Source organism: Micromonospora sp. bgisy143 (assembly GCF_057708145.1).
Genome location: NZ_JBYIRN010000022.1, coordinates 78,855 through 105,760 on the forward strand (window position 1 = coordinate 78,855; position 26,906 = coordinate 105,760).

The window sequence follows — 26,906 nt, forward strand, 5'->3', positions numbered from 1 at the left end:
GTCGGCGCCTCATTTGGTCGGCCGGCCGCCGGTGACCCCCAGAATCTCGCCCGTGACGTAGCTGGACTCCTGGGAGGCGAAGAAGACGTACGCCGGCGCCAGCTCCGCCGGCTGTCCGGGCCGACCCTCCGGGGTGTCCGTGCCGAACTGCTCGACCTTCTCCTTCGGCATGGTGGCCGGGATCAGCGGCGTCCAGACCGGGCCGGGCGCCACCGCGTTGACCCGGATGCCCCGCTCCGCCAGGTCGGCCGCGAGCGCCTTGGTGAAGTTGGCGATCCCCGCCTTGGTGGTGGCGTAGTCCAGCAACTGCGGCGACGGGTCGAACGCCTGGATCGACGCCGTGTTGATGATGGCCGACCCCTCGGCCAGGTGCGGGACGGCGAACTTGCAGAGCCAGAACATCGCGTACAGGTTGGTCTTGAGCACCCGGTCGAACTGCTCGGTGCTGATGCCGAGGATGCCCTCGTCCTGCGACATCTGGTACGCCGCGTTGTTCACCAGGATGTCGATGCCGCCCAGGTCACGCACCGTCCGGTCGACCAGCTCCCGGCAGTGCGCCTCGTCCCGGACGTCGCCGCGTACCGCGACGCCCCGCCGACCGGCCTCCTCGACGAGCCGGACCGTCTCGCGGGCGTCGGCGTCCTCCTCCTCGCCCAGGTACGCAATGAGCACGTCGGCGCCCTCCCGAGCGAACGCGAGAGCCACCGCCCGGCCGATCCCCGAGTCACCGCCCGTGATCAACGCCCGCTTGCCGTCGAGCTTGCCGCTGCCCCGGTACGACTCCTCGCCGTGATCCGGCCGCGGCGTCATACCCGCCGTCGAGCCCGGCGGCGACTGCTGCTGGCCGGGCTGACCGGACTGCTGACCGTACTGGCTGGTCGGGTCCTGCGGGGTGTGCTGGTCCTGGCTCACCTAGTCTCCTCGCCTCTGGTTCCTCCGGTTACCGCCCTACCCGCCGTCGTCCTGCGGAAACCGGGGCTGACGTGGCAGGAGTGACAGGGGCTCGTTATGGTGCGCGAGGCGCTCACGAGGCGCGTCAACCCCCATGGAAGGGCACGTCATGACCTCTGGATCCGGTCCGTCGCGTCGCCAGGTGCTCGCGGTCGCCGCCGCCGCGGCCACCGCGCCGCTGATCGCCGCCTCCCCCGCCCAGGCGGCCGGCCCCGCCCGGCCGCGTACCTGGGACCTCACGCTGCTCGGCACGTCGGACACCCACGGCAACGTCTACAACTGGGACTACTACCGCGACGCCGAGTACGACGACAGCAAGCACAACGATGTCGGCGTCGCCAAGCTGGCCACCCTGATCAACCAGATCCGCCGCGAGCGGCGCGGCAAGGCGACCCTGGTGCTCGACGCCGGCGACACCATCCAGGGCACCCCCCTGGCGACGTACTACGCCAAGCAGGAGCCCATCACCGCCACCGGCGAGAAGCACCCGATGGCCCGGGCCATGAACGTCATCGACTACGACGCCGTGACGCTGGGCAACCACGAGTTCAACTACGGCCTGCCGCTGCTGGACCTGTGGATCCGCCAGCTCGGCTTCCCGGCCCTCGCCGCCAACGCGGTCAACGCCAAGACCGGCAAGCCGGCCTTCCTGCCGTACGTCATCAAGAAGGTCTCCCTCGGCTTCGCCGCGCCGACCCTGCGGGTCGGCATCCTCGGCCTGACCAACCCCGGCGTGGCCATCTGGGACCGGGGCAACGTCGAGGGCAAGCTGCGTTTCGACGACATGATCGCGACCGCCGCGAAGTGGGTGCCGATCATGCGGGCCCGCGGCGCCGACCTCGTGCTGATCTCCGCCCACGGCGGCGACAGCGGCACCTCCAGCTACGGCCCGGAGCTGCCCAACGAGAACCCGGTGGCGCTGATCGCCCAGCAGGTGCCGGGGATCGATGCGATCCTCTTCGGGCACGCCCACAACGAGGTGGTCGAGCGGTTCGTCACCAACGAGCAGACCGGAACCCAGGTGCTGCTCTCCGAGCCCTCGAAATGGGGTCAGCGGCTCACCCGGATGGACTTCACCCTCACCCGTGAGCGCGGCCGGTGGACGATCACCAAGAAGGCCGCCACCATGCTGAACACCAACACGGTCGTCGAGGACCCGAAGGTCCTCGCCGCCGTACGGGCCCAGCACGCGAAGACTGTGGCGTACGTCAACCAGGTGGTCGCCACCTCCACCGTGGAGTTGTCGGCGGCGGAGTCCCGCTACAAGGACACCCCGATCCTCGACTTCATCAACCACGTGCAGACCGAGGTGGTCGGCGCGGCGCTGGCCGGCACCGCGTACGCCGACCTTCCGGTGCTGTCGATCGCCGCGCCGTTCAGCCGTACCGCCGTCTTCCCCGCCGGGGACGTCAAGATCCGCGACGTGGCCGGCCTGTACGTGTACGACAACACCCTCGAAGCCGTCGTACTCAGCGGCGCGGAGGTACGCGCGTACCTGGAGTACTCGGCGAAGTACTTCCGCACCGTCGCCCCGGGCACGACCGTCGACCCGGAGCAGATCAGCGACCCGGCGGTGCCGGACTACAACTACGACGTGATCTCCGGTCTGGACTACGACATCGACATCTCCCGGCCGGTCGGTCAGCGCATCACCCGCCTGGTGCTGCCCGGCACCGACACCCCGGTCGCGGACGACGCGCAGTTCGTGGTGGCGGTGAACAACTACCGGCGCAGCGGCGGCGGCAACTTCCCCGGCAGCGTGAAGACCCAGGTCTACAACGCGCAGCAGGAGATCCGCCAGCTGCTCATCGACTGGGCCCAGGCCAAGGGGACCATCAACCCGGACGACTTCTTCCAGCCCAACTGGCGTCTCGTCCGCGAGGGCGTGCCGGTCTTCTGACCGTGGTGTAACGGCTTTTCTGACGGCGGGCCGTGGGTGGTCACACCCACGGCCCGTCCGCGTCTGCTCAGCCCTGCACGTTCCAGCGGACCGGGTCCTCGGCCTTCTCCGGCCGGTCCCGTCCGGGGTCGGTCTCGGTCAGCGCGACCTGATCCTCCGGGCGGACGGCGGGTGGCAGCTCGCCGAACCGAATGTGGCGCAGGAACGCGTACTCGTCGTCGGTGAACGGCTGCTCGGCCATGCGGCACCCCCTACTCCCCCCGTCATTGTCCAACGGTGAACGCCCGGCGCACCGGTCCGCTGTCCGACATACCCCCTAAACCGTCCTAGGATCCTGGGGTAGGGGTGGGCAGCTCTCGCCGATCTTGCACTATCGGTTGGTGAAGTGTTCAGATTCGTGTGGATTGTCGCCGCAGAAACTGCAAGATCGGCGCGCGGTTGGGGCGGGGCGGGGTTGGGCGGCGCGGGCTAGGGGCGGCGTGGGGTTGGTAGGTGGTTCAGCACTGCTAGGGCTGCTTGGATCGGTTTGCGGCGCAGCATGTCGGCGAAGCTTGCCCGGCCCTGACAGAAGCGCACGAACATCCGCCAGCCGGGCGGGGTCGCCAACAGCCCGTGGAACACCTCCGGGCGACGGGTGAACAGGTCGAGCAACCGGAACCCGGCCCGCATCTCCGGCGTCAGGCGCTCGGCGACCGCCCGCTCGTACCCGGCGAGGTCGTCGGCGGCGACCGCCGCCCCGGCCAGCTCCCCGGAGCGCAGGGCGAAGCTGATGCCCTCCCGGCTCCACGGCTCCAACAGCCCGGCCGCGTCCCCCACCACCAGCACCCGACCGTTGCGTAGCGGCGAGTCCTCCTCACGGCACCGGGTCAGGTGCCCCGAATCGTGCGCCGCCGGCAGTCCGGTCAGACCCAACCGGTCGACGAACTGCCGCAGGTAGGCACGCGTCCCCTCCCCCGCACCCCGGCCCGCGATCACACCGACCGTCAACCGGTCACCCTTGGGGAACACCCAGGCGTACGAGCCCGGCATCGCCCCCCAGTCCAGCAACAGCCGCCCGCGCCACCGCTCCTGCTCGGCGGGCGGCACCGGGATCTCCAGCTCCAGCCCCAGATCCACCTGGCGGTAGCGCACCCCCACATGCCGGGCGGTCACCCCCGAGGAGCCGTCCGCGCCGATCACCGTGCGGGCCGTCAGCGTCGTACCGTCGGCCAGTCGCAGGCGTACCCCCTCGGGGTCCTGCTCGATCGCGCGGACCGCGACCTGCTCGCGCAGCTGCGCCCCGGCGGCGACCGCCGCCGCGCGCAGGCGGTCGTCGAACTCCTCCCGGCGCACCATCGTCACCACCGGACTGCCGTTGCGGCGGGTGAACTCCCGCCGGCCGTCGCGGGTGAACGTCACCCGGTCGACCCGGTCGTGCGCCGGCACCTCGATCCGGTCCCGCACCGCGGCCAGGGACGTGCCGATGAGGCCGCCGCCGCAGGTCTTGTAACGCGGGTGCGTGGCCCGCTCGACAACGAGGGTACGAACACCCGCGCGGGCCGCGGCGTGTGCCGCGGAGAGCCCGGCGGGGCCCGCGCCGACGACGACCAGATCCCAGACGATCACTCTTGCAGCGTAGGGCGTGTTCGCCCGCCACCGCCCGAACGGGTGGGCATCTTCGGGCAGGCAGGGGGTAACCGACGCGGCGCAACCGTCCGCGTCCGGCGGGTGGGCGAAGGAGGAGATCATGCAGCGGATGGAGCTGTCGGAGGTCGAGCGGAAGGTGTACGAGGCGGTCACCGCCCTCGAAGCACGCGGCCAGGTGCCCTATCCGGACCTGATCGCCGAAGGGTCCGGGCTCACCGAGGAGCAGGTACACGCGCCGCTGCATCAGCTCACCGAGAAGGGTCTGCTGCACCGCGAGGACTCGCCGATGGCCGGCCTCGACTTCGGCCCCCGGTTCTGCGCGCGTCAGATGGCGTGACCCTGGACGGTTGGCCCCCGGTGGTCGGGGTAGCGGTCAGGAATGCATGATCGACCGTCAACGGGGGGCACGATGAACGCGGCGCGCGAGCCGCAGCCGGTCGACGCGGCCGAGAACCGCCGACGCTGGCAGGCGGTCGGCGTCGGGCTGGTCGCCGCGTTCATGACGCTGCTCGACGTCAGCATCGTCAACGTCGCGGTGCCGTCCATCGACCGGGCGCTGCACGCCTCACCGAGCGAGCTGCAGTGGGTCCTCTCCGGGTACGCGCTCACCTTCGGCCTGGTGCTCGTACCGGCCGGACGCTTCGGAGACTTCCGGGGCCGGCGCAACGCGTTCGTCTTCGGGATCGCGTTGTTCACCCTGACCAGCGCACTCGCCGGCCTGGCGACCTCACCCACCTGGCTGGTCGTCGCCCGGCTGCTCCAGGGCGCCGCCGCCGGCATCGTCAACCCGCAGGTGATCGGGCTGATCCAACAGCTGTTCCGGGGGCCGGAGCGGGCCCGGCCGTTCGGCTTGCTCGGCGCGACCATCGGCATCTCCACCGCCGTCGGGCCGCTGCTCGGCGGACTGCTCATCGCCCTCGGCGGTGAGGAGCACGGCTGGCGGTGGGTCTTCTTCGTGAACGTGCCGGTCGGCATCGTCGCGGTGATCCTGGGCTGGCGGCTGCTGCCCGGTCGGCCCGACGGGCAACCCGGACGCCGTCGACTCGACCCGGTCGGTGTGCTGCTGCTCGGCGTCGGCGTGGTGCTCATCCTGCTGCCGCTGGTGCAGGAGCAGCAGTGGCGTACGCCGTGGAAGTGGGCGCTCATCCCGGCCGGCCTGGCGGTGCTGGTCGCCTTCGGCCTATGGGAACGGTGGTACGCGCGGCACCGGGAACCGCTGTTCGACCTGCGCCTGTTCACCTTCCAGTCGTACACGCTCGGGTCGCTCATCGCGCTCGTCTACTTCGGTGGCTTCACCGCGATCTTCTTCATCTTCACCCTGTTCCTGCAGAACGGGCTCGGCTACAGCGCGCTCGTCGCCGGCCTCGCCATCACCCCGTTCGCGCTCGGCTCCGCTGCGGCGTCCGCGCTGGGCGGGCGCATCGTCAACCGGTTCGGCCGGCCCCTGGTCGCCATCGGTCTGCTCGGCGTGGTGATCGGGTTGGTGGCCACGGTGCTCGCCCTGCACCTCGCGCCGGACAGCCCGGCACCCTGGGTCACCGCCGGTCCGCTGCTCGTCGCCGGCATCGGCAGCGGCCTGGTCATCGCCCCCAACCAGACACTCACTCTCGCCCAGGTGCCGGTCCCCCAGGCGGGCAGCGGGGCCGGCATGCTCCAGACCGGCCAACGGATCGGCGCAGCCGCCGGCATCGCCGCCGTCGGCTCGATGTTCTTCTCCTCGCTAGCCGACAGTCACGGCGACTGGACGGCGGCGTTCGAGAAGTCGCTGCTGCTCGCCACGGGCATCATCGCGCTCGCGCTGGTGGCGGCGCTGGTCGACATCTTCCGCAATCACCACCGCTGAGGACGCCGCTGCGCAGACGGCGATGGCCGGCACCCGTTGTGGGGTGCCGGCCATCGGTGTTGGTGTCAGGTCTTAGCTGTTCCAGTGCTGGGCCACGAGGTCGGTGGCCTGCTGCTCCCACTGGGCGTACGCGTCGGGGTAGGCGGAGACCTGGACGGTCTGCGCGGCGTCGGTCAGGGGCATGTCCTGCCAGCCGTCAACCTGGCGCAGGCCCTTGAGGAACGCGGTGGTGGAGTACTCGGGGTTGGTGATCTGCTCCGGCGTACCCCAACCGCTGGACGGGCGCTGCTGGAACAGGCCGAGCGAGTCGTGGTCGTTGGCGTCGCCGAGGTGGCCGAGGTTCTCCAGCTTGGACTCCTGCAGGCTCGTCGCGATGGAGATGACCGCGGCGCGCTCCGGGAGGCCGGCCTTCTTGGTGGCGGCGATGATGGCCTTGGCGTTGGCGGTCTGTTCATCGTTGAGGGTGATGTGCGACTGGTCGCCCTGCGGCTTCGGGGCGGTCGTCTGCACGGCGGCGGCGACGGGCTTGGCGTCGGTGGTCGGGGTGGCGGCGTGGGCGGCGATGGGGCCGGCGAAGACGCCACCGGCGAACGCGAGACCAGCAACAGACAGCATGCTCTTGCGGAAGATCGTGTTCATGGGGGTTGCTCCTTCGGGGGTAGGAAACACCCACGCGTTTCAGGGGGATGCGGGGGTGTTCAGCACCTCGTCCGGGCGCTTGCAAAGTCTGGGGGCGGCGGCCGGCGAGCCGGGGGGCTCGGGCGCCACGGACCGGGTTCAACGACCCGACGGACGGGGTCATTCCCGGGGGGTCCTGCGGTCGTTCGAGGTGGTCACAACGACCGGGCCGGGCCGGTCATTCCCCGCCCGCTCATCGAGCCGGGCGGCTGGGCCGTGGTCCTGCGATCGTCGGGATGTGTAACGACCCCCGGCCCGCCACGATTCCGGCCCACGGGTGTGTCCGGTCACCGCACACCCCACGAGCGGACATACTGCCCGCTCCGGCTGGGTGATCGACTCGGGATCGGCGAAGTCGGGGTATCCGAGGCCGGTTGATACCCCCAGATCGGCGAAATCGAGTCGATCACGACCACTTCGGCAGGCTGACGAGCGGTCGGGCTGGACCCGACGCCCGGCCCGCCGAGGCATCACGCTCGTTGCGGGCGAGAACGGACACACCGCCCCGCCGACTCACCGGCACCAGCAGCGGGGCCCTCCTACGGGTCGGGCGACCGGGTGCACGAACCACCCGACCGCGCCGGGCCACTCGATCGACTCCAGATCGCCGACCAGGCGTACGACCACCCCGTCCTCGCCAGGCCGCTCGATCGACTCCAGATCGCCGAAGTCGCGGCATCCGCGACCCGTCGATGCCCCCACATCGGCGAACTCGTGTCGATCACGACACCTCGCGGCGTGGGTGACACCAAACGTGACGGCTGGCGCCCGTCGGGAGATCCGACGGGCGCCAGCCGGGGGTACGTCCGGGGCATTGCCCGGTTGGTGAGTCGCCGGTCAGTGGGCGGCTCCGCTGAAGCGCTGGCGGCGACGCCAGGCCAGGGTCAGCAGCAGCATGATCGCACCGGCGCCGACGAGGCCGCCGCCGAGCTTCATGGGCGTACCGATGCTGTCACCGGTGACGGGCAGCGGCTGCTTGCGGTGCAGCACCCGCAGCTCGGTGGACGCGGTCCGGCCGGACTCGCGACCGGTGGCCGTGAAGGTCAGCAGGCCCGTCACCGAGGGCTTGTAGCTCTTGGTGAAGCGCCCCTGGGCGTTCGTGTACGCCGTGAAGTTGAGCGGCGCGCTGGCCTGGTACGCCACCGGTGCCATGGCCACGGTGGTGCCGTCGCTGCGGCGGGCCGGCGCGTTGCCGGCGGCCGGGGCAGCGAGGGGGGTGACCGTCACGGAGATGTCGACGGTCTCGTTGGGGCCGAAGCCGGTGCCGGTGAGCACGACCGTCTCGCCCAGGAAGATCGTCGGCCGGTTGACGGTCAGGGCCGGCGGCTGCGGCGCGTACGGCGGCGGCTGGCTCGGGCCGGTGGTCGCGCTGGGCGACGGCTGAGCCGGCTGCGCCCCCGCTGCCGTCGGCACGGCCACCACGGCCAGACCGACCGTGAGCGCCATGATGATGCGGGATAGCCGCATGATTGGTTCCCTCCTACTGGTCACAGCTTGGTGCGGAATGAACTTGGGTGGTCCAGGGGCTGGCGGTGGGGGTCAGCCACAGCTCGGCCTGCCCGACGCCGGTCTTGGCCGTCAGGACGGTGACCTCCAGCGCCCGCTCGACGCCGGGGCCGACGTCGACGTTGGCCGTCGCCACCTGGCGGCGGCGTTCGGTGCCGCTGCCCAGTGCCGTCTCGGCCCCGTCCAGCCGGGCGTCGAGCACGGAGCCGCCAGCCGGGCTGTAGATCGACACCAGCGTCCGGACGGTGTACGGATCGCCAGCCAGACCGAGGCCAAGGATCGACTCGCTGAGCCCTGACTTCGGCGCCGTCGAGCGCAGGGTGACCCGCAGCCGGAGCTCGCGGCGGCCGTCGGGCCGGCATGCGCCGACCGTGAGGCTCGCCGTCGGCCGCAGGTAGTAGCCGAGCTTCGCGCCGCTGCCGTCGTTGAGGAACACGCCGACCGTCGGCACGGTGTCCTGTTCCGGGAGCGTCCCGGCCATCCGGCTGTCGCCGAACGTCCGCTGTTCCTCCGGGTGGGCACTCCAGAACAATATCCGGCGTTCTGTGATAGCACGGTCGAATGCGGACAACAACACCCTTGGGTTGACATTCTTCTTGAAAAAGGCGTCAAACACCGCGGCCGCCGAGGATGCGAAGTAAGCGTCCTGCTGCGCCACGTCCAGCCGTTGGTAGGACTCGTTGAGCAGGGTCTGCACGACCTTCTCGCTGGCCAGGGGCACCCCGCCGGGCACCAGCACCGGGCCGGTCGCCTTGAGCAGGTAGGACAGCACCACCGGGTCGACGGCGAGCACACCGTCGACGGCGGTCCCGGTCTTGCGCCGGTACATCTCCCGGTAGAGGGCGGCGGCGGTCGGGAAATGCGGGGTCAGGTTCACGTCGGCCGGATAGATCCCCGGCAGGTCGGTCCAGACCGCCCGGGTCTCGGCGGGCAGCTTCAACGCCGGGGTGAACCGACCGAGGGACGCGCTGCTGCCCTGCCGGCCCATCCGGACCCGCCCGTTCTCGGCCTCTATCGTCGCGTACGCGCCGAACATGCCGCCGGTGGCGCGCAGCTCGGCCAGGTTCTGCGAGACGAGCAGGTAACGCCGGGGGCCACTGGCGCCGAGCAGCGGCGGCAGCAGCCGGGCGCCCTGGTCGGCCGCGGCGGTGAGGCTGGCCAGCCGGTCGATCTCACCACGGAGGTCGGTGAGCGCCTGGCGGACCTGGCTGACCAACTTGTCGGCCGGCACGGTGGCCAGGTCCCGGCGGGTGCCCTGCACCGAGTCGTTGACCCGGGTCAGCTCCGCGGAGACCGAGGTGAGCCGGGCCAGGTCCAGCCGACCACCGGCTGGCACCAGGCTGGTCAGGTCCGTGCGCAGCAGGCTGGGAAACGCCTGTCGGGCGAGGTCGTCGATGGCGATGGCGATCAGTCGGACCGCGTCGAGGTCGTCACCGGCCACCGGGGTGTGCCGACCGAACCTCCAGCTCGGGTCGGACGTGGCGGCCCGCGCCGCTCCGGACTGCTCCTGCAGGGCGGAGAGAGTCCGCAGGGCACGGTCGGTGTCGCCGCCGACGACCTGGGCGCTCAACTCCCGGGCCAGGCCGGCGGCATTGAGGAGGTGGGCGCGCGCCTGCCAACCGCGAAAGCCGATCCAACCGCCCGCGGCGAGCACCAGCGATCCGACCACCAGGGCCCCGAGCAGGGCTCGTCGCAGTCGTGCGCGCCGGCGACGCCGGGACCGGCTTCGCCGTCGACGTGGCTGTTCGCTCTCCGTCACACCACACTCCCGTTTGCCGGAATCGGACGGTCTGTCGGATTCCCTGACGTTCTTAGCACGTTACGAGGACTCTCGTACCGTTATGGCATTTCGCGGCCCTTATGCGAATTTCGCTCGCGGCACCGTCGCCCGCTGCGGGACGCGGCCCGCGGCCTCGTGCAGCAGCCGTTCGATCCGGTCCACGCCACCTGGCAGCGACATCTCCCGCAGGTACGTCTGCCGTCCCCGGCGACCCATCTCGGTGCGTGCGGGCGGTGGGATGGTCGCCGCCAGCCAGAACCGGTCGGCCAACGCGGCCCAGTCCTCGGGCGGGCAGGACAATCCCGCTCGGGCGCGTTCGACCAGCTCGACGGTGTCCCCGCCGGCCGACGCGACCACCGGCGCGGCGCACGAGAGCGCGGCCTGGAGCTTGCCCGGCACCATGCCACGGAGCTCGGGCAGGTCGCGCAACATGATCAACTGGTAGTCGGCGGCGGCGTACAGCTCGGGCATGTCGACAGGTGACCGCCGTTCCAGGAAGCGGACGTTCTCCGCCTTGAGGTCGGCGGCGAGGCCCCGGACCCGCCGCTCGTCCGCCCCCGAGCCGACCAGGACCAGGTCCATCGTCCGGTCCAAGGCTGCCGCGGCCCGTACCGCCGTCTCCAGGCCCTGGCGGGGTCCGATGGTTCCGGCGTGCATGACCACGCACCGGCGATCCCGGCGGACCAGTTGCCGGGCCGCCGCGCCGGGCGTCGCCGGGTAGAAGATGCGCTCGTCGGTCCAGTTCAGGACCAGACTGACCCGGCCGGGGTCGGCGCCGGCCGCGACCACCAGGTCGCGCATCGAGGGCGCGGCCACGGCGACCCGCGCGGCCGACCGGTAGATGCGGGTCATCGCCGCGTCCATTCGGGCCAACCAGCGGCCGCCGGCGGCCGCCTCGACGCCGTCGCGGGCCCAGACGTCCTGTACGTGCAGCACGGCCGGCACCTTCGCGAGGAGCCGCAGGACGGCGGCGGTGGCGAACGTGGTGGCCGGCAACTGGAAGACGTAGAGCGCGTCCACGTCACCCAGGAACCGGCGTGCCGCCAGCGAGGCGCTCCCGGCGAACGACAGATAGCTGGCCATCCGCGCCGCGGTGGAGGTGGCCCCGCCGGAGACGCGCGGCACCCGCCGGACCGACAGCCGGTCGCTGTGCGTCTCGTGGTGCCACCGCTGCCGCCACCCGGGATAGACGTGGCCGCCCGGGTAGTCGGGGAATCCGGTGAGCACACGGACCTCGTGCCCCCGCGCGGCCAACTCCTCGGCGAGGCTGCCGGGGATGAACGCCGGCTCGGGCGGGAAGTGGTACGACAGGATGCCGATCTTCACCGCGGCACCGCCGGTGGGCGCGGACCGGGCCCAGCCGGCGCGGCACCGCGTCCGGCGGGTCGGCCCGCGTACGATGCTGGCAACCCCGCCCGGCGCGCCGAGCGGCGTCGACGCAGCACCCGCACGGTGTGGCGACCCGTGTCCGCATCCACGAGAGGGCTCCCGATGACCGACCGCGTGCTGTTCGTCTGCCACGCCAACCTGTGCCGCTCGCCGATGGCCGAGTACCTGGCCCGCCGACTGCTGGCCGACCGGGCGGTGCTGGTGTCCAGCGCCGGCACTGACGCGATGGACGGGTTGGCCATGCACCCGTACGCGGCGCAGGTCGTAGCCGAGGAGGGCGGCGACCCGGCGGCGTTCGCGAGCCGCACGCTGCGTGCGGAGCAGCTGGCCGACGCGACGCTGGTGCTGACCGCGACGCGGCGGCAGCGGTCGGTGTGCACCTCCCTCGCGCCCAGCGCGCTGCACCGGACGTTCACCCTGCGCCAGTTCGGCCGGCTGGCGGCGGCGGCCGAACCGCCGGTCGGCACCGCCGACGATCCGCTGGGGGCGGCCATCGCCGCCGCCGCCAGCGCCCGGGGGCGGCTGCAACCCGCCGCCCCGGACGCGGACGACCTGCGGGACCCGATCGGCGGTACGGTCGCCGACTTCCGCCGCTGCGCTGAGGAGATCGAACGCTCGCTACGACCCCTCGCCGCGCTCATCGGGGCAGCCGGGTGAGTTCCTGGGTACGGTCGCCGACGCCGTTGACCCCGGCGCCCTCGCTGTGTCGGGCGGTGGTGGCCCGGTCGGTCGGGACCGACGGCGTGGCGGTCGAGGCGACCACCCGGTAGGCCTCGTACTGGTACGCCTCGGCCTTGGCGACCTTCGCCATGTTGAGCACGCAGCCGAGCAGCCGCACCGAGACCGAGTGCAGCGAACGGGCCGCCGCGGCCACCTGGGTCCGCGACGTACGGCCCTGCTGGCTCACCAGCAGCGCGCCGTCGGCCTGGACCGCCACCACGACACCGTCGGTCACCGCGAGCAACGGCGCGGTGTCGATGATCACGATGTCCGCGGACTCCCGCAGCGCGAGCAGCAGGTCCGCCATCGCCTTGGAGCCGAGCAGCTCGCTCGGGTTGGGCGGCGCGGAACCGCTGGGCAGCACCAGCAGGGACTTGTCGCCCCAGCGCTGCACCACGTCACCGACCTGGACGTCGCCGACCAGCACGTCGGTGAGGCCGACCCCGGCGTCCAGACCCAGGTAATCGTCGACCTTCGGCCGGCGCAGGTCGGCGTCGACCAGCAGCACCCGCCAGCCCGCCTCGGCCAGCGCGATGGCCAGGTTGCACGACATCGTCGTCTTGCCCTCGCCCTGCAGGGCGCTGGTCACGGCGATGACCCGGGCCGGCTCGTGCACGTCCACGAAGCGCAGGTTGGTGCGCAACTTGCGGACCGCCTCCGCGCGGGCCGACGTCGCGGCGTCCCCGACGATCAGCGGGGACGTGCGGGCGGCGCCCTCGAACGGGATCTCGCCGAGCAGTGGGCTGCCGGTGGCGCGTTGCAGGCCGGCGGCGTCGCGCAGCCGGACATCGGCGACACCGCGCAGGATCGCCAGCCCGACACCGAGCGCGAGCCCGAGCAGACCGCCGAGCACGAGGTTACGCAGCGGCTTCGGTGAGACCGGGCTCGCGCTGACCCGTGGACCGCTGACCACCTCGATCTTGATGGGTGCCTTGCCCTCGGGGGGTGTCTCGACCTTCTGCACGAGGTCGACGAACTTCGCGGCGAGGGTCTCGCTCACCCGCAGCGCCCGGGCCTGGTCCGTGTCGGTGACCGAGGCGCGCAGCAGCACGGTGCCCGCCTCGGTGGAGGTGGTCACCCGGCGCTGCACCTCGTCCGCGGTGAGTCCGACCGGCGTCTCGGCCGCGACGCTCTGCGCCAGACGGTCGCTGCTGAGCAGGTCGGCGTACGACTTGACGCGCTGCTGAAGGAACAGCCCGCCCTGGTAGGCATCGGTGACGCCCTGGTTGGGGGTGGTGACGAAGAAGGTCACCGAGGCGACGTACCGGGGCTGGGCGCGTACGGTCAGGAACGCCGAGACGCCCAGGGCCACCATGATCGTGACCAGCACGACCCACCAGTGCCGACGCACGTGACGCAATTGGCGGAGCAGGTCCATCAGGCTTGCCTCCGGACGGGTCCGGTTACGCCAAGAAACTTCACGAAAACCCCCAAGGTCGTCTGTCAACTCGTGAAACCATTAAAGCCGCTCATAGGGCTTATGTCCGGAGTTATGTATTTTCGGCGTCCGCGTAGCGCGCCCCCGGCATGACCAACCCGACAAAGGGCCATTCGGCAGCGGCGGTACCCGGAAAAGTCGGCAACCGATTTGCCTACCGATCTCGATCGCCGGATGGCGCCGGCACGATCACCGCGTGCGGCCCACCGGATAGGGTCGACAGTGGTGTGCCGGGAAGTCTGGTCGGCGATTGGATCCCTGCCGTCCCGACACCCGAGGTGAACGCCTTCATGACCGGCCGCACCCCCCACCGCGACCGACTCTTCTCGCGGTCGTCCTGGCCCGAGGCCCGACACCTGGCCGACGTGCTGCGCACCGAAACGGTCGGTGGCGCCCTGCTGCTGCTCGGCGCCGTCGTCGCGTTGATCTGGGCGAACTCGCCGTGGAGTGAGGCGTACGTCCGGCTTGGCGGCTGGGTGCCCTGGCCCGGCGGCGAGCGCTGGCACCTCGATCTGAGCCTCGCCACCTGGGCCGCCGACGGCCTGCTCGCCATCTTCTTCTTCGTGGTGGGCCTGGAACTCAAGCGTGAGTTCGTCGCCGGTGACCTGCGTGACCCGCGACGCGCGGCGCTGCCGGTGGTGGCCGCCCTCGGTGGAATGGCCATGCCGGCGTTGATCTACGTGGCCGTGCTCCTCGGCACGGGCGGAGAGGGACTACGGGGCTGGGCCATCCCGACCGCCACCGACATCGCCTTCGCGCTGGCCGTCCTCGCGGTGGTCAGCTCACACCTGCCGCAGGGCCTGCGCGCCTTCCTGCTCACCCTGGCCGTGGTCGACGACCTGTTCGCGATCACCATCATCGCGGTCTTCTACACCGCCGACTTCCACCCGCTGCCGCTGCTGGCCGCGCTCGCCCCGATCGGGCTCTTCGCCTGGCTCGTACGTCGGGGCCGGACCTGGTGGTGGGCCCTCGTCCCGCTCGCGGTCGCCACCTGGGCGCTGGTGCACGCCTCCGGAGTGCACGCCACGGTCGCCGGCGTGCTGCTCGGCTTCACGGTGCCGGTGCTGGCCCGCGCTCGTGGCGGCACCGACCGGACGGATTCGGGCGGCGCGGACGCGGGTGGGCTCGCCGCCCACCTGGAACACCGGTGGCGACCCGTGTCGGCCGGCTTCGCCGTACCGGTCTTCGCCCTCTTCGCGGCCGGTGTGACACTCCGTGGCACCGATCTCGGGGCCCTGTTGACCGACCCGCTGGTGATCGCCGTGGTGGCCGGTCTGGTGCTCGGTAAGAGTATCGGGATCTTCGGCTCGACCTACCTGCTGGCCCGGTTCACCCGCGCCGAACTCGACGAGGACATCACCTGGTCCGACCTGTTCGGCATCGCCCTGCTGGCCGGGGTCGGGTTCACCGTCTCCCTGCTCATCGGCGACCTGGCGTTCGGCGCGGGCAGTACGGCCGACGAGCGGGTCAAGGCGGCCGTCCTCACCGGGTCGGTGATCTCCGCGGCGCTCGCCGCCGCCGTGCTCGCCCGCCGCAACGCCGCGTACCGGCGGGTGGCCGAGAAGGAACGCCTCGACGCCGACGGCGACGGCGTGCCCGACGTCTACCAGCGGCCCGGACGCAACTGACCGGGCCGCTGGGCGCCGTGGTCAGCGGCTGCGGTCGTGCGGCGCCCGCTCCTCGGTCTCGTCCGCGAGGGCGTCGGCGGTGGGCGCGGTCAGGTCGTCGGCGGGCACCGCCACCTCCTCCGCGAGGTCCTGCTCGTCGGGCTTGCCGCCGGGCTGCGGCTCGGGAGCGGTGGCGCCGCCGGCGTACCCGTACTCGTTCGGTTCGTCATGCCGGCTCATGTGGTTATCCTCCCGCTTTTCCCTGTTTCGCTGGTACCGCCCACGGTAAGCGGTGATCGTCGTCCCCGCAGCGCGGCCCGGATTGTCGCCGCGACCACGGCGGCGGGAGAGTCAGCGCCGCCGCGAGCAGTTGCCGCAGCGCGACGATCGCGGCGGTGGAGGCCAGGCCACCCCACGCCGGATCCCCGGCCAGGCGAAGCAGGCCGGCCGCCGTGAGCAGGTCCAACAGCACGCGTACGGCGACCCGCACGTCGCCCGTACACACCGCCGTGACGACCCCGACGACCAGGGCCAGCGCGGTCACCACCTCGACCAGTCCGGTGATCACGTCTGCTGCCGCCCCTCGGCGACCTGCCGTTGCTCCTGCCGGATCTCCCGACCCAGGAAGTAGTTCAGCGCCGTCCGGATCGTGGCGATCGCCGCCAGCTGGCCGATCTGGGTGAACGACGGTGACACCGCGGTCCGCAACACGTCGGCCGCGAGCTGGAACTCCAGACCGAGCGTCAGGAACCGGCCCAGCGACAGACGGATCGGGGTGAAGACGGCGGCGGTGCGGTGCCGCAGCCCGTCGACCACGAACCGCACCGCCGCCCAGAGCGCACCCACGACGATCACCAGAGCGCCGGCCACCTCCACCACGGCGACCAGCACCTCGTCACCGTGCCGCAGCAGCTCCGCCGGCTCCACCCGCAGGCGTTACCCGGCACCGGGGTGGTTAGGCCGCGCTCAGGTCAGCTCGTTGACGGCCTCCAGGATCAGCCAGAGGCCACTGATGGCGAAGAGCACCGCGGCGCCGTACCTGATGGTCTTCTCCGGCAGCCGGCGGCCGAGCATCCGGCCGACCAGGATGGCCAGCGCGTCCGCCGCCACCATGCCCACCGTGGAGCCGAGCCAGGTGCCGAACCAGCCGTACTTGGTGGCCAGGGTGATCGTCGCGAGCATCGTCTTGTCGCCCAGCTCGGCCAGGAAGAACGCCACCGAGACCGCCACGATCGCGGTCTTGCTGGTCTTCTCGGCCTTGCGCTTCTCCTCCTCGGTGAGCTTGTCACCGCGCAGGGTCCACGCGCCGAAGCCGAGGAACGCCACGCCGGCCACCAGCGAGATCCAGTCGGTGGGCAGCACAGCGCCGAGGCCCGAGCCGATGGCGACCGACGCCAGGTGCACCACCGCCGTGGCGACGGTGATGCCGATCAGCACCGGAATCGGCTTGAACCGCGTGGCGAACGTCAACGCCATCAACTGGGACTTGTCCCCCAGCTCGGCGACGAAGATGACACCGAAGCTGATGACCAGCGCGGCGAGGAATCCCTCCATGACAACCTTCCCGTTTCACGCCGGGAGGAGGTACGGGGGCGCCCTCGACCCGGCTGCGACAGCCTGAGTCGAAGGTCTCGCCCGCCCCGAAAGGACCGGGGCCGCGTGGCCGGATGCGGAACACACCAGTATGTCGACCACGACATTGGGGGCTACTCCCCTTCGCGCGCCCAGCCTAACCGATCAGCGAGCGGGCCGGACGGCGCGGGTGAACAGGCTCACCGCGCCCGCGCCAGCGTCACCCCGAAAAGCCCACGCGGATCGGTCCAGAAGTGCGCCGCCGCGAAACCCGCCGCGCCCAGCTCGGCGGCCACCCCCTGCGGGCGGAACTTCGCCGACACCTCCGTCCGCAGCTCCTCCCCCGCGTCGAACGACACCGAAAGGTCCAGCACGCGGACCCGCATCGGCCGCGTCGCCCGCAACCGCATCTCGATCCACTCCCGCTCCGGGTCCCACCGGGCGACGTGCGCGAACGCCTCCGGGTCGAAGTCGGCCCCCAACTCCCGGTTGATCACGTGCAGCACGTTGCGGTTGAACTCGGCCGTGACCCCCGCCGCGTCGTCGTACGCGGGCACGATCACCGACGGATCCTTCACCAGATCGGTGCCGAGCAGGAGCCAGTCACCGACCTCCAGCGCGGCCCGCATCGCGGTCAGGAACTCGGCCCGCTCGGCCGGCAGCAGGTTGCCGATCGTGCCGCCGAGGAACACCACCAACCGTCGCCCACCCGTCGGCAGCCGGTCGAGTTGGCGGGTGAAGTCACCCACGATCCCCCGGACCCGCAGCCCCGGATAGTCGGCGGCGATCTGCGCGGTGGACCCGAGCAGGGCGCTGACCGAGACGTCGAGCGGGACGAACGTGCCCAGCCCGCCCCGGCGGGTGAACGCGTCCAACAGCAACCGGGTCTTCTCCGACGAGCCCGAGCCCAACTCGATCAGGGTCTTCGCGCCGGTCAGCGCCGCCACGTCGTCGGCGTGCGCGGCGAGCACCGCCCGCTCGGCCCGGGTCGGGTAGTACTCGGGCAGCCGGGTGATCTCCTCGAACAGCTCGCTGCCCCGCGAGTCGTAGAACCACTTCGGCGGCAGCCACTTCGCCTCGGCGGTCAACCCCGCCCGGACGTCCGCCCGCAGACCACGCTCCAGGTCCTGCGGCTCCAGGTAGATCTCCAACGGTTCCGCGCTCATCTCCCCCGCCTCTTTCCTGGTCGTCAGACACGTCGCCCTGCCCGGCCGGCGACGCTCACCCGGCCGGCAGTCCCTGCACCCGCACCTCGCCCGCCGTGGCGGTAACCAGGCGCTGCTGCGGCACCGGCCGCCACCCGGCGTCGTCGTCATGCGGTTCGGACGCCAGCACCACCGATTCCGCGCTCGCGCGTACCGACAGGGCGTGACCGACCGCGGTGGCCACCGCCCACCGCCCGTCGGTGAGCAGCAGATTCAGCCGCGAACCCGGGGCGGCGGCGGCCACCTCGACCACCGTCCGGCCGATCGCCTCGGCCGGGTCGTCGCCCGCGCGCAGCCGATGCCGGACCAGCGCCCACAGCAACGCCGAGTCGGTGGCCGCGTCCAGGGTCAGCAGGTCACGCACCGGCAGGCCGGCGGCGAGCGGCACCATCGAATCGGGCCAGCCCCGGATCACCCCGTTGTGGCTGAACAACCACCGGCCCTCCGCGAACGGCGCGGCCGCGCCGTCGAGCACCGCCATCCCCACCGTCGCCGAACGGACCGCGGCCAACACCGCGCCGGTACGGGTCACCGCCGCCAGCTCGGCGATGGTCGGGTCACTCCAGATCGGCTGGGCACGCCGGTACCGCACCGGAGGGCCGTCGTCCGGATACCAGCCGACGCCGAACCCGTCGGCGTTGATCGTGCCGCCGCCGCGCATGTCCCGTGGCGCCCACGACTGGCGGACCAGCGCGTACGCCGGCTCGAACAACAACTCGGCCAACGTGACCGGCGGGCCGAGGTAGACCAGGTGACGGCACATCAGCGCACCTTTCCCGGCGCCGAACACCTCACCGCGGCGACTCGTCCGGGCCGGCGTCGCGGGCACAGCGGAAGCCACTGAAGATCTGCCGCCGGATCGGATAGTCCCAGTTGCGGAACGTCCCCCGGCACGCCGACCGGTCGGTGCCGAACGAGCCGCCGCGCAGCACCCGGTAGTCGTCGCCGAAGAACACCTCGGAGTACTCGCGGTACGGGAACGCGGTGAAGCCGGGATGACCGGTGAACGTCGTCGACGTCCACTCCCAGACGTCCCCGATGAGCTGGTGCACGCCCAGCGGCGAGGCGCCGGCCGGGTAGGCGCCCACCGGCGCCGGCCGCAGGTGACGTTGGTCGAGGTTGGCGTGCGCCTCGGTCGGGTCGTCGTCGCCCCACGGGTAACGGCGGGACCGCCCGGTCGCCGGATCCCACCGCGCGGCCTTCTCCCACTCCGCCTCGGTCGGCAGACGCTTGCCGGCCCACGTCGCGTACGCCTGCGCCTCGTGGAAACACACGTGCACCACCGGCTCGTCGGGGCGTACCGGGTCCCATCGGCCGAAACGCCGGTACGCCCAGCCGTCGCCGTCACGACGCCAGTGCAGCGGCGCGACGAGCTGCTCGCGCACCCGGTGCTCCCAGCCCTGCGCGCTCCACCAGCGCCGGTCGGAGTAGCCGCCGTCGGCGATGAACGCCTCGTACGCGCCGTTGGTGACCGGTGCGGCGTCGATGACGTACGCGGGCAGGTGCACCTGGTGCGCGGGTCGTTCGTTGTCCAGGGCCCAGGGATCGGTGTCGGTGCCCATGGTGAACTCCCCGGCCGGCACCAGCACCTCCCCGCCGACCCGGACGCTCGGCTCGGGTGGTGGCGGGGCGTGCAGGACCGCGTCGCCCGCCCGCAGCTGGTGGGTCGCGAGCATCGTCTCGTCGTGCTGCTGCTCGTGCTGCACGATCATGCCGAAGGCGAACCCGTCGGCGACCAGCGGCCGGTCGGTGAAGCGCACCGCGTCGAGCAGGTCGTACACCTTGTCGCGGACCGTGCCCACGTAGGCGCGGGCCTCCGCCGGCGGCAACAGGGGCAACCGGGGACGGTCCCGGCGGGGCTGCTTGAACGCGTCGTACAGGTCGTCGATGTCACAGCGGACCGGCTCACGGCCGCCGACGTCGCGCACCAGCCACAGCTCCTCCTGGTTGCCGACGTGCGCCAGATCCCACACCAACGGCGACATCAGCGGAGAGTGCTGCCGCATCAGGTCGGCGTCGTCGACCGCCTCGGTCAGCAGGGCCGTACGGGAGCGGGCGCGCGCCAGCTCCGCCGCGATCCGCCCTCGCAACAGCTCACCCTCGGCATGGTCCGTCGTACTCGCGCTCACCGTTACACCTCTCGTTCGCGACTGCGGGGCTCGCAAACCCGGCTCACTCCTCGCACTCACCGTTGCACCCTTTCGTTTCGAGGCTCGCTCTCGCCGCTCACCGGTCGGCCGTGCGGACGGCGGCCAGTCGCCGCCGTACCCCCTCGTGGATGTCGTCGTCGACGCCGGCCGGCAGCCCCAGGCGGGGCAGGGCGGCCAGGGCCAGGTCGAGCAGCGCGGCCGCCGCGGCGGCCAGCGCCGGGTCGGCGAGGCCGCGCCGCGCGGCGACCGACCAGCGGTGCGCCACCGGGGCGGCGATCGCGTACGCCGCACGTACGGTGCCCGGGTCGCTGAACAGCGCGCTCAGCACCGCCAGCGGCAACCGCCAGTCCCGGTCCGGCTGAGCGTCCAGATACCGCAGTTCGAGATAGCCGCGCGGACGCACCGGCGGGAAGAGGGTGCTGACGTGGTAGTCGAGGTCATCGGTGGTGGGCGGGCGGGGCAGCGCGCCGTCCAGCCAGTCGGCGAAGGTGACACCCGGTGGCGGGGACCAGTCCTCGCCGGAGCGGCGCACGCAGAGCAGCGGCGCGGCGAGCACGTAGCGCACCCAGGCCGCCGTCGGGTCGTCGTCGGGGTCGTCGGGCACCCACACCGGGCGGGTACGCGCCGGGTCGATGGCCAGCCAGGCGGCCATCCGGGCGGATGCCCAACCGGTGCGCCGCCCGGCGTGCCGGCCGGCCGAGGCGAACGCCGCGAGCAGCGGTGGGCCGACGGCGTGCGCCGCCGCCCAGCGCGGCGCGACCTGCTCGGGCTCGCCGACGTCGAGGCACACCTGGAGGCCGGCGGTGCTGTACATCATCGTCCGGCCGGCCGGGCCGCGCCGGTCGAACATTCGGCGCATGGCGCGGTAGCGGGGAGTGTCCAACATCGGGCGGGGCCGCCGGTACGGGTCGATGCCGCTGCGCCCGAGGGTCAGCCCGGCGGTGGCCAGCAAACCGGTGACCTGGGCGATGTCGGCCTCGGTGGCCTGGATCAACGCGCCGGTCGAGGTACGCGGCGGGGTGGAGATCTCCAGCTGGCCGCCCGGTTCGAGGGTCACCGTGCCGCCGTGTCGCAGCGGCTCGGCGGGGCTCGCCGGATCCAGCGTGACGGGGCTGTGCCGCCCCAGCGCCGCCCGTAGCCGCGCCGGGTCGACTCCTCGGGCGGGGTCGGCGGCGTCGTGCACGGTCCATTCCAGTTCGACGCCGGTGTACGTCGGAGGGCCGGTCTTGAAACAGATGCGCGCGAGGTGTCGGTGCGCGGCGGCGGACTCGCGCAGGATCTCGCTCTGGTCCAGCTCCGGCGACGTCACCATCGGTGCAGCCTCCCTCGTCGTGCGACGACCGCGTGCCCCGTGCCCCAACTCCGGAACACGGATGCCACCGTAGACCCGACCACCGACACTCCCCTTTCGGAGCGTCGACGGGACCGCCAACCCCTGTCTAACAGAAGCGTTTCCCGGTGCAGGGCAGAACGAACCGCGCCGGTCGTACGCTCAGTCGCCGGCCGGTCCGGCCGGGTGCGAGGGCTTGACCTTCGCCTGACCGGGTGGTGTCGCCGGTGGGGACGGGTCTGTCGGTCGCGCCGGAGCGGAGGACGCCGTCGACGGGGGCGGCGGGGTGGCCGTCTTCGTCTCGGGAACCAGTCGCTGGCAGTACTCCTCGACGCCGGCGACCGCACCGGCGGCCGTCACCAACCGTCCGAAGGCCGGCGTCCGCAGCGCCTTCTCCCGCTGCTCGGGTTTCTTGGCCCGCCACGCGCGGCACAAACCGTGCAGCTGACCGTTGGACGCCGCTGTGCTCGACGGCGAGACGGACACCGAGGGACGGCCGGGTGGAGTCGGGACGCTCGGCGCGGTCGAGGCGGTCGCCGCCGGGCCCGTGGTGTGCGCTGGCGCGACGCTGGGCGCGGGCGGCGGCTCGGGTGCCTGTTCCAGACCGGCCGCGGCGAACGCCACCCCCGCGGTGGCCGTGGCGGCCAGCGCGCCGATCCACGCCAGCGCTCCGGTGGTGAGCCGGTGCCGACGCGGCCGGCGAGCCACGGCGGTCGCCGGAGCGGCCCGGGCGGCCCGGAAGGCGGCCAGCGCGGCCTCCTCGCCCGCCAACTCCCCCGGCCGGGTGGGGCCGGCGGCAGCGGAGAGCAGCCGGGCCAGCGGGTCGGTCCCGGACACCTCTGGCACTGCGGGCGCGACCGGATCGGCGCTGGTCGCGTCCGGGGTGGCCGCGTCGTCGACGCGGGCGGCGTCGAGCAGCCTTTCGGTCTCGGCGCGGCCGGCATGCCGGTCCGGCCGGTACGGGTTCATCCGGAATCCCTTCACGTCAGCCGTCCGCCTGCTCGGCAGGTGAGGTCCGCCGGGAACGCCTGATCCGCCGACGCGGTGTCGGGACCACCTCGCCGCCGGCCGGCGGGCGCTGCGCGTCCAGCCCGGACAGCGTGTGGCGCAGGCCGGCCGTGTCCGCGTCGGCGTCGACCGACGACGTCGGTACGGCCGGCCGGTCCAGCAGGGTGGCGAGTCGCCGCAGACCGCGGTGGGCGGCGGTCCGGACGGCGCCGGCCCGGCGGCCGAGCACCCGGCCCGCGGACTCCGCGTCCAACCCGATCACCGCCCGCAACAACACGGCCTCGGCCTCGCGGGGCGGCAGCGTGGCGATCAGCGCCAGCGCCGCCTCGGTGCTGATCGTCTCGTCGGCCCGCTCGGCGGTGTCGCCGTCGCCGGCCAACTCGGTGAGCGCCTGCACCGGTACCGGCAGCGACGGTCGTCGCCGCAACCGGCGCAGGTGATCCATCGCCCGGTTACGGGCGATGGTGACCGTCCAGGCCCGGAACTCGCCGCCGGTGAAGGTGGGCAGGTCGCGGGAGATCTGCAACCAGGCCTCCGAGGCGACGTCCTCGGCGTCCGCGCCGACCAGGGCGGTCAGGTAGCGCAGCAGGCCCGGCTGGAGGCTGCGGTACAGGAACCGGAAGGCGTCCTCGTCCCCGGCCTGCGCGGCGACGACCGCTTCGGACAGTTCGCCCGTCATCGGCGGCCCAGGGGCCACCCGGAGCGGTCCGGGACGACACCCGCTGTCGTCGGGCGCGCGCCGCGAACTGTCGGCCCCGTCAGCTCCTGCACCCGCACCGTCCCCCGCCGATCCGATTCGTGCCCGCCTCCGGGCGCCGGCCAGGGTATCCACACCCGGCGATGGCTCGTGACGCGCTGCCGGCAGGGCGGCCCGAGCCGGGCTAACGGTAGGAGGGCACCCCGGATGCGACAAGTTGGGATCGCATTACGGAAGAGTGACAATTATCAAGCCGTCCGACCGGCGTGCCGCGGTAACGGACGACGCCCCTGGGACGCTCCCCGGCTCAGGTGACCATCCTCGGTGACGGTCCGCCAGGCGTACGTCGGGATGTGTCAGTTTTTGTGACGTGGTGTCATCGCGGCGTCACACACCGACCCGCCACCCGGAACTCGTCCCGGCGGACCGACCGGTACCGCCGTGCGGCGGGTCCACCGCGGCGAGCCGTTGGTCGCCACTCTGGGTACGGTATTGCTGTGTTGTCATCGGAGGTCGTGCTCAGCGGTCGGTACCGCCTGGACGAACGTGTCGCCACGGGCGGCATGGGCGACGTCTGGCGCGCCTCCGACCTGGTCCTCGGCCGACAGGTCGCGGTCAAGGTCCTGCTGCCGGCACTGGTCTCCGACCCCGACTTCATCGCCCGCTTCCGGGCCGAGGCGCGGATCATGGCGGCCCTGCGGCACCCCGGCATCGTGCAGGTGTACGACTGCGGCGAGGACGACCTGCCCGACGGCGGCCGCGCCGACTATCTGGTCATGGAGTTCGTCGAGGGCGAACCGCTGTCCAAGCGGATCGAGGCCGCCGGTCGCCTCGACGTGGCCGAGACCATGTCGATCGTGGCCCAGGCGGGGCACGCGCTGGGCGCGGCGCACCGGGGCGGCATCGTGCACCGTGACGTCAAGCCCAGCAACCTGCTGGTGCAGGAGGACGGCACGGTCGTCCTGGTCGACTTCGGCGTCGCCCGCTCCACCAACGTGACCAGCATCACCAGCACCAACGCGGTGCCCGGCACCGCCCTCTACATGGCGCCCGAGCAGGCCGCCGGTCGGCCGGTCAGCGGCGCCACCGACATCTACGCGCTGGGCGCGGTCGCGTACTGCTGCCTCACCGGCGGTCCGCCGTTCACCGGTGACAATCCGCTCCAGGTCGCCGTACGGCACCTCGACGACGAGCCCCCGGAGCTGCCGCACGACATCCCGGAGGCGGTCCGCGCCCTGGTGTCGCGGGCCCTGGCGAAGGATCCGGCGGATCGCTTCACGAGCGGCTCGGCGATGGCCGAGGCGGCCCGCACCGCGGTGACCGGCGGCGAGCCGCCGACGGCGCTGGCCTCGGCGGTGCCGCTGCGCGACGCCGGTCCGGGCACCCGCACCGACGTCCCGGTCGGCGCGGCGGTGGCCGGCGCAGCCGACCCGGGACGTCCGCGACGCCGTGGGCCGCTGGTCGGCGCGGCGGTGGCCATGCTGGTCGCCCTGGTCGGCCTGGGCGCGGCCCTGGGCGCGGCGCGCAACACCGGCACCGATCCGGCCGTCAAGCTGCCGACGACCGCGCCGACGCAGGGGCCGACCCAGCAGGAGGAGTTGCCGGCGGCGAACGAGCAGATCACCGACGACCCGGGCCGGCCGAACCGGCCGACCGTCCCGGACACCACGACGTCCGCGTCGGTCAGCGCCACGCCGAGCGTGCAGCCCAGCCAGTCGTCGTCCGTCCCGCCGCCGCCGACGCCGAGCGCGACCACCGCGCCGCCGCCCAGCGACCCACCGAAGACGCCGTCGTCGCCGAGCAACCCGCCGCCGAGCGACACGCCCCCGACCACCGGGGCGCCGACCGACCCGGACAACCCGGTGGTCAACTGACCAGGCGTACCACCAGCACCGATATCCCCAAAACGGACTTACGTCGCCGAAAACCGCTCTAGGCTCTCCGCAGGTCATTTCCACCGTCTGCCGCGGGAGCCCGGGTGAGTGCTGAGAAGCTGGTCGTGATCGGCCAGGGGTACGTCGGACTGCCGCTGGCCATGCGCGCCGTCGAGGCGGGCCTGGACGTCGTCGGCCTGGACGTCGACGCCGACCGGGTGAAGCGGCTCGCCTCGGGTGAGTCGTTCGTCGAGGACATCCCCACCGACCGGCTGGGCCGTGCCCTGGCCAGCGGCCGGTACCGCCCCAGCACCGAGTACACCGACGCCGCGGGTTTCGACGTCTGCGTCATCACCGTGCCCACCCCGCTGCGCGACGGCACCCCAGACCTGAGCTTCGTCGAGCAGGCCGGCATCGGTATCGGCCCGTACGTGCGGCCGGGCTGCACGGTCATCCTGGAGTCGACCACCTACCCCGGCACCACCGAGGAACTGCTCCGGCCGCTGTTGGAGTCGGCCAGCGGGCTGACCAGCCCCGGCGACTTCCACCTCGGCTACAGCCCGGAGCGGATCGACCCGGGCAACCCGACGTGGCGGCTGGAGAACACCCCGAAGGTGGTCTCCGGGATCGACGCGGCGTCGCTGGACCGGGTGCAGGGCTTCTATCAACGGCTCGTGGAGCGCACCGTCGCCGTCGACTCCACCCGGGTCGCCGAGCTGACCAAGCTGATCGAGAACACGTTCCGCCAGGTCAACATCGCGCTGATCAACGAGCTGACGATGCTCTCGCACCACCTCGACATCGACGTCTGGCAGGCGATCGACGCCGCCGAGACCAAGCCCTTCGGGTTCCTGCCGTTCCGGCCCGGCCCGGGCGTCGGCGGACACTGCCTGCCGATCGACCCGTGCTACCTGTCCTGGCAGGTAAAGCGACGCCTCGGCCGGCAGTTCCGGTTCATCGAACTGGCCAACGACATCAACCACGAGATGCCCGAGCACGTCGCGCAAAGGATCATGGCAGGGCTCAACCGCTCCGGCCGGGCGGTGAGCGGCGCCCGGCTACTGCTGCTCGGGCTCGCGTACAAGCGGAACACCGGCGACATGCGGGACTCCCCCGCCGTCGACGTGGCCCGCCGTCTGCAGGCGCTCGGCGCCGAGGTGCACGCGGTCGAGCCGTACGCGGAGGCCCACCAGATCCCCGCCGGGGTCGCCGTCGTCGACCTCACCGAGTGGGAGGTGCGGACCGCGGACGCGGTCGTGGTGGTCACCGACCACGACTGTTTCGACTACGACCTGGTGGCCCGACACGCCCGGTACGTCTTCGACACCCGCAACCGGTGCGTCGGCGAGATGGTCGAGCGCCTGTAGCGCGTACCCCGGACCCGGCACCGCTGGCCGGTCCCGCCGCCGGGGAAGACGGCGGGGCCGGCCGGCGGATGTCGCCGCCCGCTAGGCCGTGTCTTCAGGGGTTCACGACCACTGGAGTGGCGCGGCGATGGTGACGGTGGCCTGGAACGAGGCCGCGATCAGCGCGGTCGGGCCGCGGCGCTGAGCGGCGGCGGTAATGCTGATGAGTGTGATGCCTGTGAGTCATCTAGATGACTCACAGGCATCACACTCATCAGGGTGTTGT

25 protein-coding genes are annotated in these 26,906 nt (G+C 72.3%); 7 read left to right on the plus strand and 18 right to left on the minus strand.

What is annotated here, in order from left to right; all coding sequences use genetic code 11:
- Nucleotides 1-9: 9 nt before the first annotated feature.
- On the minus strand, nucleotides 10-912 hold the full coding sequence (locus AC3EN4_RS23510) for an SDR family oxidoreductase (protein ID WP_435207847.1): 903 nt from the start codon (nucleotides 910-912) through the stop codon (nucleotides 10-12).
- 148 nt (nucleotides 913-1,060) lie between these two features.
- Between AC3EN4_RS23510 and AC3EN4_RS23515 the strand changes: the two genes are divergently transcribed.
- Nucleotides 1,061-2,851 (plus strand): bifunctional metallophosphatase/5'-nucleotidase, encoded by a 1,791-nt coding sequence (locus AC3EN4_RS23515; protein WP_435207848.1) that lies wholly within the window; start codon nucleotides 1,061-1,063, stop codon nucleotides 2,849-2,851.
- A 67-nt stretch (nucleotides 2,852-2,918) separates the two neighbouring features.
- Here AC3EN4_RS23515 and AC3EN4_RS23520 read toward each other — a convergent pair whose 3' ends face one another.
- Nucleotides 2,919-3,092 carry a hypothetical protein gene (locus AC3EN4_RS23520; protein WP_355053659.1) on the minus strand — a complete coding sequence of 58 codons (174 nt, stop codon included), beginning with the start codon at nucleotides 3,090-3,092 and terminating at the stop codon, nucleotides 2,919-2,921.
- 227 nt (nucleotides 3,093-3,319) lie between these two features.
- Nucleotides 3,320-4,456 (minus strand): geranylgeranyl reductase family protein, encoded by a 1,137-nt coding sequence (locus tag AC3EN4_RS23525; RefSeq protein WP_435207849.1) that lies wholly within the window; start codon nucleotides 4,454-4,456, stop codon nucleotides 3,320-3,322.
- 121 nt (nucleotides 4,457-4,577) lie between these two features.
- On the opposite strand from AC3EN4_RS23525, the gene AC3EN4_RS23530 reads away from it, so the two are divergent.
- The gene (locus AC3EN4_RS23530; RefSeq protein WP_422740263.1) at nucleotides 4,578-4,814 is read left to right on the plus strand and encodes a hypothetical protein; all 237 of its coding nucleotides are present in this window, start codon (nucleotides 4,578-4,580) and stop codon (nucleotides 4,812-4,814) included.
- A 42-nt stretch (nucleotides 4,815-4,856) separates the two neighbouring features.
- A complete protein-coding gene (locus AC3EN4_RS23535; RefSeq protein WP_435207850.1) occupies nucleotides 4,857-6,320 on the plus strand; it encodes an MFS transporter in 1,464 nt (487 codons plus the stop codon).
- 72 nt (nucleotides 6,321-6,392) lie between these two features.
- Here the strand turns inward: AC3EN4_RS23535 and AC3EN4_RS23540 are convergent, their stop codons facing one another.
- From AC3EN4_RS23540 to AC3EN4_RS23555, 4 genes are all read right to left on the minus strand, one after another.
- Nucleotides 6,393-6,959 (minus strand): hypothetical protein, encoded by a 567-nt coding sequence (locus AC3EN4_RS23540; RefSeq protein ID WP_435207851.1) that lies wholly within the window; start codon nucleotides 6,957-6,959, stop codon nucleotides 6,393-6,395.
- A gap of 876 nt (nucleotides 6,960-7,835) precedes the next feature.
- Nucleotides 7,836-8,465 (minus strand): hypothetical protein, encoded by a 630-nt coding sequence (locus tag AC3EN4_RS23545; RefSeq protein ID WP_435207852.1) that lies wholly within the window; start codon nucleotides 8,463-8,465, stop codon nucleotides 7,836-7,838.
- Between the two features lie 13 nt (nucleotides 8,466-8,478).
- A complete protein-coding gene (locus tag AC3EN4_RS23550; RefSeq protein ID WP_435207853.1) occupies nucleotides 8,479-10,263 on the minus strand; it encodes a DUF4012 domain-containing protein in 1,785 nt (594 codons plus the stop codon).
- A 99-nt stretch (nucleotides 10,264-10,362) separates the two neighbouring features.
- Nucleotides 10,363-11,610, minus strand: coding sequence for a glycosyltransferase family 4 protein (locus AC3EN4_RS23555; protein WP_435207854.1), 1,248 nt, complete (start codon nucleotides 11,608-11,610; stop codon nucleotides 10,363-10,365).
- A 165-nt stretch (nucleotides 11,611-11,775) separates the two neighbouring features.
- Between AC3EN4_RS23555 and AC3EN4_RS23560 the strand changes: the two genes are divergently transcribed.
- Entirely contained in the window at nucleotides 11,776-12,330 is a 555-nt protein-coding gene (locus AC3EN4_RS23560) for an arsenate reductase/protein-tyrosine-phosphatase family protein (protein ID WP_435207855.1), read from the plus strand.
- On the opposite strand, the gene AC3EN4_RS23565 is transcribed toward AC3EN4_RS23560, so the two are convergent.
- Nucleotides 12,311-13,771, minus strand: a complete 1,461-nt coding sequence (locus AC3EN4_RS23565) for a tyrosine-protein kinase domain-containing protein (protein WP_435207856.1) — start codon at nucleotides 13,769-13,771, stop codon at nucleotides 12,311-12,313. The genes AC3EN4_RS23560 and AC3EN4_RS23565 overlap by 20 nt on opposite strands.
- A 350-nt stretch (nucleotides 13,772-14,121) precedes the next feature.
- Between AC3EN4_RS23565 and nhaA the strand changes: the two genes are divergently transcribed.
- On the plus strand, nucleotides 14,122-15,459 hold the full coding sequence (gene nhaA, locus AC3EN4_RS23570) for a Na+/H+ antiporter NhaA (protein ID WP_435207857.1): 1,338 nt from the start codon (nucleotides 14,122-14,124) through the stop codon (nucleotides 15,457-15,459).
- Nucleotides 15,460-15,480: 21 nt separating this feature from the next.
- Here the strand turns inward: nhaA and AC3EN4_RS23575 are convergent, their stop codons facing one another.
- From AC3EN4_RS23575 to AC3EN4_RS23620, 10 genes are all read right to left on the minus strand, one after another.
- Nucleotides 15,481-15,678 carry a hypothetical protein gene (locus tag AC3EN4_RS23575; RefSeq protein WP_422740253.1) on the minus strand — a complete coding sequence of 66 codons (198 nt, stop codon included), beginning with the start codon at nucleotides 15,676-15,678 and terminating at the stop codon, nucleotides 15,481-15,483.
- A 4-nt stretch (nucleotides 15,679-15,682) separates the two neighbouring features.
- Nucleotides 15,683-16,006 (minus strand): hypothetical protein, encoded by a 324-nt coding sequence (locus tag AC3EN4_RS23580; RefSeq protein ID WP_435207858.1) that lies wholly within the window; start codon nucleotides 16,004-16,006, stop codon nucleotides 15,683-15,685.
- On the minus strand, nucleotides 16,003-16,365 hold the full coding sequence (locus tag AC3EN4_RS23585; RefSeq protein ID WP_422740251.1) for a DUF1622 domain-containing protein: 363 nt from the start codon (nucleotides 16,363-16,365) through the stop codon (nucleotides 16,003-16,005). Before AC3EN4_RS23585 ends, AC3EN4_RS23580 begins: the two co-directional genes overlap by 4 nt.
- Nucleotides 16,366-16,404: 39 nt before the next feature.
- Entirely contained in the window at nucleotides 16,405-16,992 is a 588-nt protein-coding gene (locus AC3EN4_RS23590; protein WP_422740250.1) for a TMEM165/GDT1 family protein, read from the minus strand.
- A 218-nt stretch (nucleotides 16,993-17,210) separates the two neighbouring features.
- Nucleotides 17,211-18,176 carry an L-histidine N(alpha)-methyltransferase gene (gene egtD / locus AC3EN4_RS23595; RefSeq protein WP_435207859.1) on the minus strand — a complete coding sequence of 322 codons (966 nt, stop codon included), beginning with the start codon at nucleotides 18,174-18,176 and terminating at the stop codon, nucleotides 17,211-17,213.
- 55 nt (nucleotides 18,177-18,231) lie between these two features.
- Complete coding sequence (gene egtC, locus AC3EN4_RS23600) at nucleotides 18,232-18,978, minus strand: ergothioneine biosynthesis protein EgtC (RefSeq protein ID WP_435207860.1); 747 nt, start codon at nucleotides 18,976-18,978, stop codon at nucleotides 18,232-18,234.
- A gap of 28 nt (nucleotides 18,979-19,006) precedes the next feature.
- A complete protein-coding gene (gene egtB / locus AC3EN4_RS23605; RefSeq protein WP_435207861.1) occupies nucleotides 19,007-20,344 on the minus strand; it encodes an ergothioneine biosynthesis protein EgtB in 1,338 nt (445 codons plus the stop codon).
- Between the two features lie 97 nt (nucleotides 20,345-20,441).
- A complete protein-coding gene (gene egtA, locus AC3EN4_RS23610; RefSeq protein WP_435207862.1) occupies nucleotides 20,442-21,677 on the minus strand; it encodes an ergothioneine biosynthesis glutamate--cysteine ligase EgtA in 1,236 nt (411 codons plus the stop codon).
- A 180-nt stretch (nucleotides 21,678-21,857) separates the two neighbouring features.
- Entirely contained in the window at nucleotides 21,858-22,664 is an 807-nt protein-coding gene (locus AC3EN4_RS23615) for a hypothetical protein (protein WP_435207863.1), read from the minus strand.
- 16 nt (nucleotides 22,665-22,680) lie between these two features.
- Nucleotides 22,681-23,382: an RNA polymerase sigma factor gene (locus AC3EN4_RS23620; protein WP_435207864.1), complete on the minus strand. Its 702-nt coding sequence runs from the start codon at nucleotides 23,380-23,382 to the stop codon at nucleotides 22,681-22,683.
- A 515-nt stretch (nucleotides 23,383-23,897) separates the two neighbouring features.
- Here AC3EN4_RS23620 and AC3EN4_RS23625 point away from each other — a divergent pair.
- Together AC3EN4_RS23625 and AC3EN4_RS23630 are read left to right on the plus strand one after the other, a co-directional pair.
- The gene (locus AC3EN4_RS23625; RefSeq protein ID WP_435207865.1) at nucleotides 23,898-25,274 is read left to right on the plus strand and encodes a serine/threonine-protein kinase; all 1,377 of its coding nucleotides are present in this window, start codon (nucleotides 23,898-23,900) and stop codon (nucleotides 25,272-25,274) included.
- A gap of 104 nt (nucleotides 25,275-25,378) precedes the next feature.
- Nucleotides 25,379-26,641: a nucleotide sugar dehydrogenase gene (locus tag AC3EN4_RS23630; RefSeq protein WP_435207866.1), complete on the plus strand. Its 1,263-nt coding sequence runs from the start codon at nucleotides 25,379-25,381 to the stop codon at nucleotides 26,639-26,641.
- Nucleotides 26,642-26,906: the final 265 nt, after the last annotated feature.

Coding starts and splice junctions, on each gene's coding strand:
- AC3EN4_RS23515 (WP_435207848.1), top strand. CDS start 1,061: ATGACCTCTGGATCCGGTCCGTCGCGTCGCCAGGTGCTCGCGGTCGCC.
- AC3EN4_RS23520 (WP_355053659.1), bottom strand. CDS start 3,092: ATGGCCGAGCAGCCGTTCACCGACGACGAGTACGCGTTCCTGCGCCAC.
- AC3EN4_RS23530 (WP_422740263.1), top strand. CDS start 4,578: ATGCAGCGGATGGAGCTGTCGGAGGTCGAGCGGAAGGTGTACGAGGCG.
- AC3EN4_RS23535 (WP_435207850.1), top strand. CDS start 4,857: ATGCATGATCGACCGTCAACGGGGGGCACGATGAACGCGGCGCGCGAG.
- AC3EN4_RS23540 (WP_435207851.1), bottom strand. CDS start 6,959: ATGAACACGATCTTCCGCAAGAGCATGCTGTCTGTTGCTGGTCTCGCG.
- AC3EN4_RS23545 (WP_435207852.1), bottom strand. CDS start 8,465: ATGCGGCTATCCCGCATCATCATGGCGCTCACGGTCGGTCTGGCCGTG.
- AC3EN4_RS23560 (WP_435207855.1), top strand. CDS start 11,776: ATGACCGACCGCGTGCTGTTCGTCTGCCACGCCAACCTGTGCCGCTCG.
- AC3EN4_RS23565 (WP_435207856.1), bottom strand. CDS start 13,771: ATGGACCTGCTCCGCCAATTGCGTCACGTGCGTCGGCACTGGTGGGTC.
- nhaA (WP_435207857.1), top strand. CDS start 14,122: ATGACCGGCCGCACCCCCCACCGCGACCGACTCTTCTCGCGGTCGTCC.
- AC3EN4_RS23575 (WP_422740253.1), bottom strand. CDS start 15,678: ATGAGCCGGCATGACGAACCGAACGAGTACGGGTACGCCGGCGGCGCC.
- AC3EN4_RS23590 (WP_422740250.1), bottom strand. CDS start 16,992: ATGGAGGGATTCCTCGCCGCGCTGGTCATCAGCTTCGGTGTCATCTTC.
- egtD (WP_435207859.1), bottom strand. CDS start 18,176: ATGAGCGCGGAACCGTTGGAGATCTACCTGGAGCCGCAGGACCTGGAG.
- egtC (WP_435207860.1), bottom strand. CDS start 18,978: ATGTGCCGTCACCTGGTCTACCTCGGCCCGCCGGTCACGTTGGCCGAG.
- egtA (WP_435207862.1), bottom strand. CDS start 21,677: ATGGTGACGTCGCCGGAGCTGGACCAGAGCGAGATCCTGCGCGAGTCC.
- AC3EN4_RS23615 (WP_435207863.1), bottom strand. CDS start 22,664: ATGAACCCGTACCGGCCGGACCGGCATGCCGGCCGCGCCGAGACCGAA.
- AC3EN4_RS23620 (WP_435207864.1), bottom strand. CDS start 23,382: ATGACGGGCGAACTGTCCGAAGCGGTCGTCGCCGCGCAGGCCGGGGAC.